11 protein-coding genes are annotated in these 6,500 nt (G+C 70.8%); 8 read left to right on the top strand and 3 right to left on the bottom strand.

Features of this window, described 5'->3' with window-relative positions:
- Positions 1-168, bottom strand: a 168-nt coding sequence (locus tag AC3ETA_RS42910) for a helix-turn-helix domain-containing protein (RefSeq protein WP_432198339.1), incomplete at its 3' end; no start/stop codon positions are given.
- Positions 169-694: 526 nt separating this feature from the next.
- Between AC3ETA_RS42910 and AC3ETA_RS42905 the strand changes: the two genes are divergently transcribed.
- The 8 genes from AC3ETA_RS42905 (at position 695) to AC3ETA_RS42870 (ending at position 5,791) form a co-directional block, all read left to right on the top strand.
- Positions 695-1,201, top strand: a complete 507-nt coding sequence (locus tag AC3ETA_RS42905; protein ID WP_432198336.1) for a hypothetical protein — start codon at positions 695-697, stop codon at positions 1,199-1,201.
- A complete protein-coding gene (locus AC3ETA_RS42900; protein ID WP_432198335.1) occupies positions 1,198-1,824 on the top strand; it encodes an ATP-binding protein in 627 nt (208 codons plus the stop codon). Before AC3ETA_RS42905 ends, AC3ETA_RS42900 begins: the two co-directional genes overlap by 4 nt.
- 7 nt (positions 1,825-1,831) lie before the next feature.
- Positions 1,832-2,275, top strand: a complete 444-nt coding sequence (locus AC3ETA_RS42895; RefSeq protein WP_432198334.1) for a hypothetical protein — start codon at positions 1,832-1,834, stop codon at positions 2,273-2,275.
- 112 nt (positions 2,276-2,387) lie between these two features.
- Complete coding sequence (locus AC3ETA_RS42890) at positions 2,388-3,134, top strand: hypothetical protein (RefSeq protein WP_432198333.1); 747 nt, start codon at positions 2,388-2,390, stop codon at positions 3,132-3,134.
- Between the two features lie 150 nt (positions 3,135-3,284).
- Complete coding sequence (locus AC3ETA_RS42885; RefSeq protein ID WP_432198332.1) at positions 3,285-4,250, top strand: D-alanine--D-alanine ligase family protein; 966 nt, start codon at positions 3,285-3,287, stop codon at positions 4,248-4,250.
- A gap of 16 nt (positions 4,251-4,266) precedes the next feature.
- On the top strand, positions 4,267-4,887 hold the full coding sequence (locus tag AC3ETA_RS42880; RefSeq protein WP_432198331.1) for a C39 family peptidase: 621 nt from the start codon (positions 4,267-4,269) through the stop codon (positions 4,885-4,887).
- Entirely contained in the window at positions 4,884-5,273 is a 390-nt protein-coding gene (locus AC3ETA_RS42875; RefSeq protein WP_432198330.1) for a glutamate ligase domain-containing protein, read from the top strand. The genes AC3ETA_RS42880 and AC3ETA_RS42875 overlap by 4 nt, the downstream gene beginning before the upstream one ends.
- A gap of 257 nt (positions 5,274-5,530) precedes the next feature.
- Entirely contained in the window at positions 5,531-5,791 is a 261-nt protein-coding gene (locus AC3ETA_RS42870) for a hypothetical protein (RefSeq protein WP_432198329.1), read from the top strand.
- 65 nt (positions 5,792-5,856) lie between these two features.
- On the opposite strand, the gene AC3ETA_RS42865 is transcribed toward AC3ETA_RS42870, so the two are convergent.
- Both AC3ETA_RS42865 and AC3ETA_RS42860 read right to left on the bottom strand, forming a co-directional pair.
- A complete protein-coding gene (locus tag AC3ETA_RS42865) occupies positions 5,857-6,027 on the bottom strand; it encodes a hypothetical protein (RefSeq protein ID WP_432198328.1) in 171 nt (56 codons plus the stop codon).
- Positions 6,024-6,182 carry an ATP-binding protein gene (locus tag AC3ETA_RS42860; RefSeq protein ID WP_432198327.1) on the bottom strand — a complete coding sequence of 53 codons (159 nt, stop codon included), beginning with the start codon at positions 6,180-6,182 and terminating at the stop codon, positions 6,024-6,026. Before AC3ETA_RS42860 ends, AC3ETA_RS42865 begins: the two co-directional genes overlap by 4 nt.
- Positions 6,183-6,500 lie beyond the last annotated feature (318 nt).

The following is a 6,500-nucleotide window of genomic DNA, read 5'->3' as shown; positions in this document are numbered from 1 at the left end:
TTCGTCGTCGCGCAGGCGCGTGCGGCCACTGCCGGTCTCAATGCGGCTGATACGGGTCTCGCTGCACCCGAGGTGCTTGGCCACCTCTGCCGCTCGAAGGCCGCGCGACCTGCGCAAGCGGGCCAGCTCGGCGCCCAGCTGACGTCTGCTGGCTGCCGTCTGTGCCATTCGCCACCGCCCCTTTCGCCTGCGCAGTGTCTGCGCAACTTGCGCAGGCTCCTGCGCACAGTCTGCCTCATCCGGCCGTTGTGCTGCACACACGGGCCAACCTCCCTGCTGCATATTCCAAATGCACGTGCGTACCTGCGCAAAAAGTGCTGCGCACTTGCGCGGCAAGTGCGCATGGCTTCACTCTAGGGGTTGTTGAATACGTCGGGTAGCAGCCGCATCGCTGTAAGTCGATCAGTGGCCGCCCCAGGCTGATCGGAGCCACCGTGCCGTTCGTACAGGCCACCAGGCACCGCGGGCATTTCGTGCCCACGGCCGAGGACGTACGCGCCGCACCGCTGGGCCCCCTGCGGATGACCCAAGAGCAGCAGCGCCGACTACACGGACTTGCCTGCGCACGGTGCGGCCGCCGGGACGGGTTGCGCCCCGGCGGCATGGCCCACGTGCGATCCGGGCCGGGCGGAGCGGGGCGGCTTGGCTACCCCGTCCGCGTGTGCCCGGATCATGCGCGGACCGGGGGCACCTGGTGAGCGCCGGGGACGAATGCCGGTGCTGGCTGGACCAGTTGGAGACCTGGCGGCCGGGCATCCCTGCCGGGACGTCGCTGCGGGCCGCGTGGTCGGTCCGCAGGACCCTGCCGGTACGGATAACGGGCGTCGACGTGGTCCGTATCGCGTCGAGGACGTGGGGGGAGACGCTCGCCGTCCTCCGCGAGCGGGCCGTGCCGTGCGGCCCGGTGCTGCTGACCGTGCCCCGTGCCTGCGTTGAGCTCGCCGTGCCCCAGGGCACTGCCGTCACCTGGCCGACGCTGCCCACCACGCGGTGTGTCTCGGGTGCCGTCGTGCGGTGGCCGGCCCCCTCGATCCACGCTCGCGACGGGCTCCAGGTCGAGGGCCGTACGTGGCTCTACCCGCCGATGCCGCATGACCCCCAGGTCCCCGACGTCACTGACGGCCACGCACTCGCCGACGCCGTCCGTACGGCCCTCAGCCGTACCGCGCCGCTGCACGTCAGGGAGGGATTCCGCCTGTGACCGCACGCCCATCGCCCGTAGTCTGCGCCGTCGACTGGACGCCGCTGCCCATCCTCCGACCGGTCCCCGCGCACGGCACGGCCCTCCGCCTCCCAGAGCCCCGGTACGAGCAGCGCTTGTGTGAATCCCGGACCCTGCCGGGCCGCGCGCGCACCACGCCGGCAGCAGCTCGCTCGCACGTCGACGGCACGTGCCGGACGTGGCGTGTGCCGCACGAGGTCCGTGATGCCCTCCTGCTGATCGTCAGCGAGTTGACGACGAACGCCGTCATCCACGGCGCCGGGGCCGAGGTGGTCGTCACGGTCCTCCTGTCGCCCGCCCACGTGTGGGTGGTGGTCGACGAGCAGGGCCGCGCCGCCGGATCACCCCGCCTGCGTGGCCCGATCAGGCCGCGTACGGCGGGCGACGACGCCGAGGACGGCCGCGGGCTCCACCTCGTCGAGGCCCTCGCCGCCCGCTACCAGGTCACTGCGACCAGCACCGGCACCAGGGCGTGGGCGTGCCTGAACCTCCCCGCCCGCCGGGCGTCGGCCCAGGGCCCATCCGCCGACCACAGCCCCACCCAGGACGGCACCAATTCCCCCCACCCCGAGGACAACGATGTACCCCGCAGCCACACGTGATCCCGCCGTGAAGCGCGCCCACATCGAGGACGAGCCGTGCGCCGGCGAGGCCATCCGGTGGACATGGTCCGCCACGCCAGACGTGCAGGACCGGGCCTATGGGTGTGTCGCCGACACCTACGAGGCATGGGGAGTCTCCCCGTGCCTGGCCGACATGCTCGCCGAGCTCGCGGCCGACTACGTCGACGCCCTGCTGAAGTCGGCGCCCGCCCCGTACGTGGCCGTCACAGCGATGATCCAGGGCCGCCGGGCCACGGTGAGCGTGATTGCCGCCCAGGCCCCCGAACCGGTCCGGTCCTCCCAACTCCCCACCCGAGCAGGAGTCATGGGCGGTCCCTCATGGGGACGCACGACCCTGACCGCAGGCCTGTGCCGGTACGCCAGCGTCAACCTGATCAACATCAGGCAGCTCTCACGATGCCAGGTCCTCCCCTTCCCGACGCGCCCCTAGACCGGCAGGACCGTGCCCCCGTCGCGGTTCTGCTCCGCGGCGCCCCCGGCCTGACTCCCCCTGGCCAGGCCCGGGGCGCCGCACCCTTCCCACCCATTCACTGGAGACTGCGTTGATCACCGGTACTGACACCCCGACCCGCGACGCCGGCACCGCCGTGAAGCTCTTGGAGGAGTGGCACCAGCACCCCGCCGCCGACGTGCTCGACGCCGCGTTCGCCGTGCCCATCCACCTACGGCGCGCACTGCTCGACCAGTGGCCGACGCTGACCCCGCTCGACCGCGCCGACCTGTACGCACTGCGCATCGCCTGCGAACGGGTCGAGCAGCTCGGCAAGCGGGCATTGGAGCACGACGGCGCCGCCCGACTCGCCCCGATCGTCAGCGAAGCCCGGTACTTCCTCGGCATCGCCGACCCCACCCGCCGGACCGACAACACCCACCGCGACTACGCCGTGCAGCGGGCCGCCGTCAACCTCGCCGTCTACTCACGGCTCAGCGAGGACGAGCAGGCCAGCGTGCTGGAGCAGCTGACTCCGCCCGATGCGACCACCACCAGGATGCTGGCCGCACTGCCCGACTACATCCCGCCGCTGCCGGACCCGCGCGCCGGGAGCAAGCTGGAAGCGGTCCTGACCGAGGCCGAACAGCGCGCCGCCTCCCAGGAGAAGCCGCCTACCGTCGTGGGCCAGCTCGTGCAGGGCATGCGCAAGGCCCTGGCCCACCTGCCGGGCGAGTGGCGGCAGCAGATCATGCGCAGCATCGGCGACAGCGTCACGCCCCCGGACGCCATCGGCGTGGCCGTCCGCGCCCACATCCGCGCACTCCGGCACGAAGAGCCGGACGTAGACGCCCCCTGAGACCCGTAGGGACAAGCCCTGCGGGGCGCCCGCCCCTCGGTCTCCCGGGCGGGCGCCCACCCCAGACCCCCGGCCGGGGCGCCCCGTTGCTTCACCCGCCCCGGCCGGGCCTCTCGGCTCCGTGCACCACCCGACAATCCTGGAGGACGTGTGAGCGTGACAGTCCCGGACATCGCCACCATACGGATCGGTGTCCTGTGCGGGGGAGACTCCCCGGAGCGGCCCGGATCGCTCGCCTCAGGCGAGCACGCCGCCAAAGCGCTCGTTGAGGCCGGTCTGACGGCCGAACTGATCGACCCCGCCCAAGTACCGCTGTCCGCACTATCGGGCCGCAGTGACGTCGCCCTTCTGGCCCTCCACGGGCTCGGCGGGGAGGACGGCAAGATCCAAGGCGCACTCGACACCTTCGGCATCCCCTACACCGGGTCGGGGGTGATGGCCTCAGCGATCGGCATGCACAAACCGACGTTCAAGGCGATGCTCGCGCGCGAGCGGGTCGACACGCCGAGCTGGACAGTCATCAACTCGTCGTTGTCGACGTCCGCCACGCTGTCCGTAGTGCGCCACTCCCTCGGCTACCCCGTGTTCGTCAAGCCGTCCTCGGGCGGCGGCAGCCTCGCCGCTGGGATCGCCCGCGACGAGACCGAGCTCAGGCGAATGATCGAGGCCGCACGGGCGGACTACGCGGAATACATGGTCGAGGAGTACGTGCGGGGCATCCCCTGCACGGTCGGACTGATCGAGATCGAGGGCCGCGTCACGACGCTGCCCGTGCACGATGTGGAGACCGACCGGGAGTTCTACGACTACGAGGCGAAGCACGACCCCGCCCAGCGCACCGAGCACTGCCCGTCCATCCTGCCCGCCCCGGTGACCGAGATCATGCAGTACACCGCGCGCCGGATCTTCCACATGATCGGCGCGCACGGTGTCCTGCGCGTCGACTTCCTCGCGGGAGCCGGAGGCCGGGTCACCTGCCTGGAGGTCAACACGCTGCCGGGACTGTCCGAGCGCGGAAACCTCGCGACCATGGCCCGAGCGGCCTCAATCCCCTACCCGGCACTCGTCCAGCACATCGTGCGGACCGCGTACACCAAACCGCCGTACCTGCCGTAAGGAAGACTGCTGGGACATGACCGCACCCATGATCAAACACCCCGTGCCGTACTACTCCCAATGGGAATCGGCCGCCCTGGTCCCGGAGTTCATCACCGGAACCAGGAGCGCCGCCGACGACCCACTGTGGCCCAAGTCCGGCGCCAACACTGCCCAAGAGTACGAGTTCTGGGCACCCCGCATGTGCGGTGTGGCCTGCCTGCGCATGACCCTGGACCACCTCGGCCACCCCGTACCGCCCTCGGTCCCACTCGTGCGGGACCTCGTCGAGGCGGGCGCCTACGTCCGCGACGGCGACAACGTCCAAGGGCTGATCTACGCCCCGTTCGCCAACCACGTCACCCACCGGTGGAGCATCCCCGCCATCCCGGCCAGGGACCTGCCCGCCGCGGAGATCCCCCGGCACCTCACGGCTGGACGTCTCGTGATGATCTCCGTCCACAAGACGATCCGGCACCCCGAAACCACCGAACCACTCTCCCGCGGTGGGCACTTGGTCCTGGCCGTGGGAACCAGCGAGGACAACGTCATGATCCACAACCCGTCCGGACTCCCCGGCACCAGCCAGGAGTACGCACCCGTCCCCTGGCCCCGACTGGAACGCTTCTACGCCGGTCGGGGCGTGATCCTGGGATGAGCGACACGACAGCACCCAACGGGCGGCGCATCGCCGTCCTCGGTGAAATGCTCGAACTCGGCGACGACGCCCTACAAGCCCACCGGGACGTGGGCCGCATGGCCGCCGACCACGGCGTGGACCTTGTCGTTGCCGTCGGCGGCGGCATGGCCAAACAGCTTGCCCTGTCCGCCGGCGCGGCGGGCGTCCCTGACCTTGCGCTCGTCGCCGACAACGACACCGCCGCCGCCCTCCTGGAACAGGTACTCCAGCCCGGTGACGTCGTCCTGATCAAGGCATCCCGCGGCGGCATGCTCTGGCAGATCGCCCAGCAACTCACCGGCCAGCCCGTGACCGGCATCGACGGCAAACCACTCGCACCATCACCGCCGACTGAAGCGGTCTAGCCCCGCTGCCCGTGCCGTGCCGATCAAAGGCATGGGCAGCCACCTGCCGGTGGGAAGGGCCTCCCGCCGGTCCCGGCCCCCTCACGGCGCTCCCCCGACGCCACGAGGGGGCCGGGCATATGTCTGGACCGCCTCACCCGTCCGTAGGGTGCGCGCATGACCAGAACCGCCCTCACCGTGAAAGCCACCACCCAGCTCATCGCGGCACTGCGCAACGGCCAGCGGTCACCGACGCGGCGACGAGCCTGCGGCTGGACATGGCAGCCGTCTGGACCACGGCCCGCACGGATACGCGTCTGGCCGTTGCCCTGGCCGGGCGAGACCCTGGCGCACCCGAGGAGGCCGGACGCGCGGCCAGGTCTGATTACCAGGCCGGGCCACTGCTCGGCTGCCGCGTGGCGTATCCGGTCGGCGGAGAGCTCGAACAGAGATCCCGGTTCGGGCAGGACGTGCGGCATGTGCGCGCCTCCAGCGAGGAAGAGGTGCTCGCCTCGCCGTATGCGAGGGCACAGGAATGAGCACGGAAGGACGGAGCTGGGCCGGTGGCGGGGTGGGAAGGGGACGCACCGCCCGGCCACGGAGATCACCAGTCGGCGACGCCGTAGGCGAGCAGAGCGAGCACGAAGGCTGTGACCGTGGCGACGAAGAGAACCTGCGCGGCAACCTGCCGCCAGCCGATCCGGGTTCTCCTTCGCCGACGTGGCGGCGAGGCCGACTCCTTCAGCGCCCGATCTAAGCCGTTGAGCGGCATCACGGGGCCATCTTCAGCTCTGCCCAGCAGCGCTTGCCCCACGGGCGGGCGGCGGGGCCGAGCCGGTCGTAACCCCATCGCTCGCTCAGGGATTCGACGATGACCAGCCCGCGCCCCTTCTGCTCTTCCCTCTCCGGGGTGCGCAGTTGCGGAGGCACACGGGTGCGCGATGGATGACAGCGAGATGGACGTACGTGTCACTGGGCCGGTCGACGATGACCCGGACGGACGGACCGCACGCGTGCCGCACCGCGTTGGCGAACAATTCGGCCATCGCGAGGGCCGCGGACTGCGACACCTCATCGGGAAGGCCCCATGTGATGCACGCCGTGCGGGTCAGACCGCGGGCCAGGGGTGCCGTCTCCTCGGTACGGGGGCAAATCTTGCCAGGTGATGTGATCGTGACTCGCTCGATCGAGCTGGAATGCCGGGTGTCTGATCCAGTGGTGGCGTGCCGACACGTCCATGCCGTCGGC

This window comes from Streptomyces sp. bgisy027, assembly GCF_057710365.1.
This window is presented reverse-complemented; position numbering and strand designations above follow the sequence as displayed.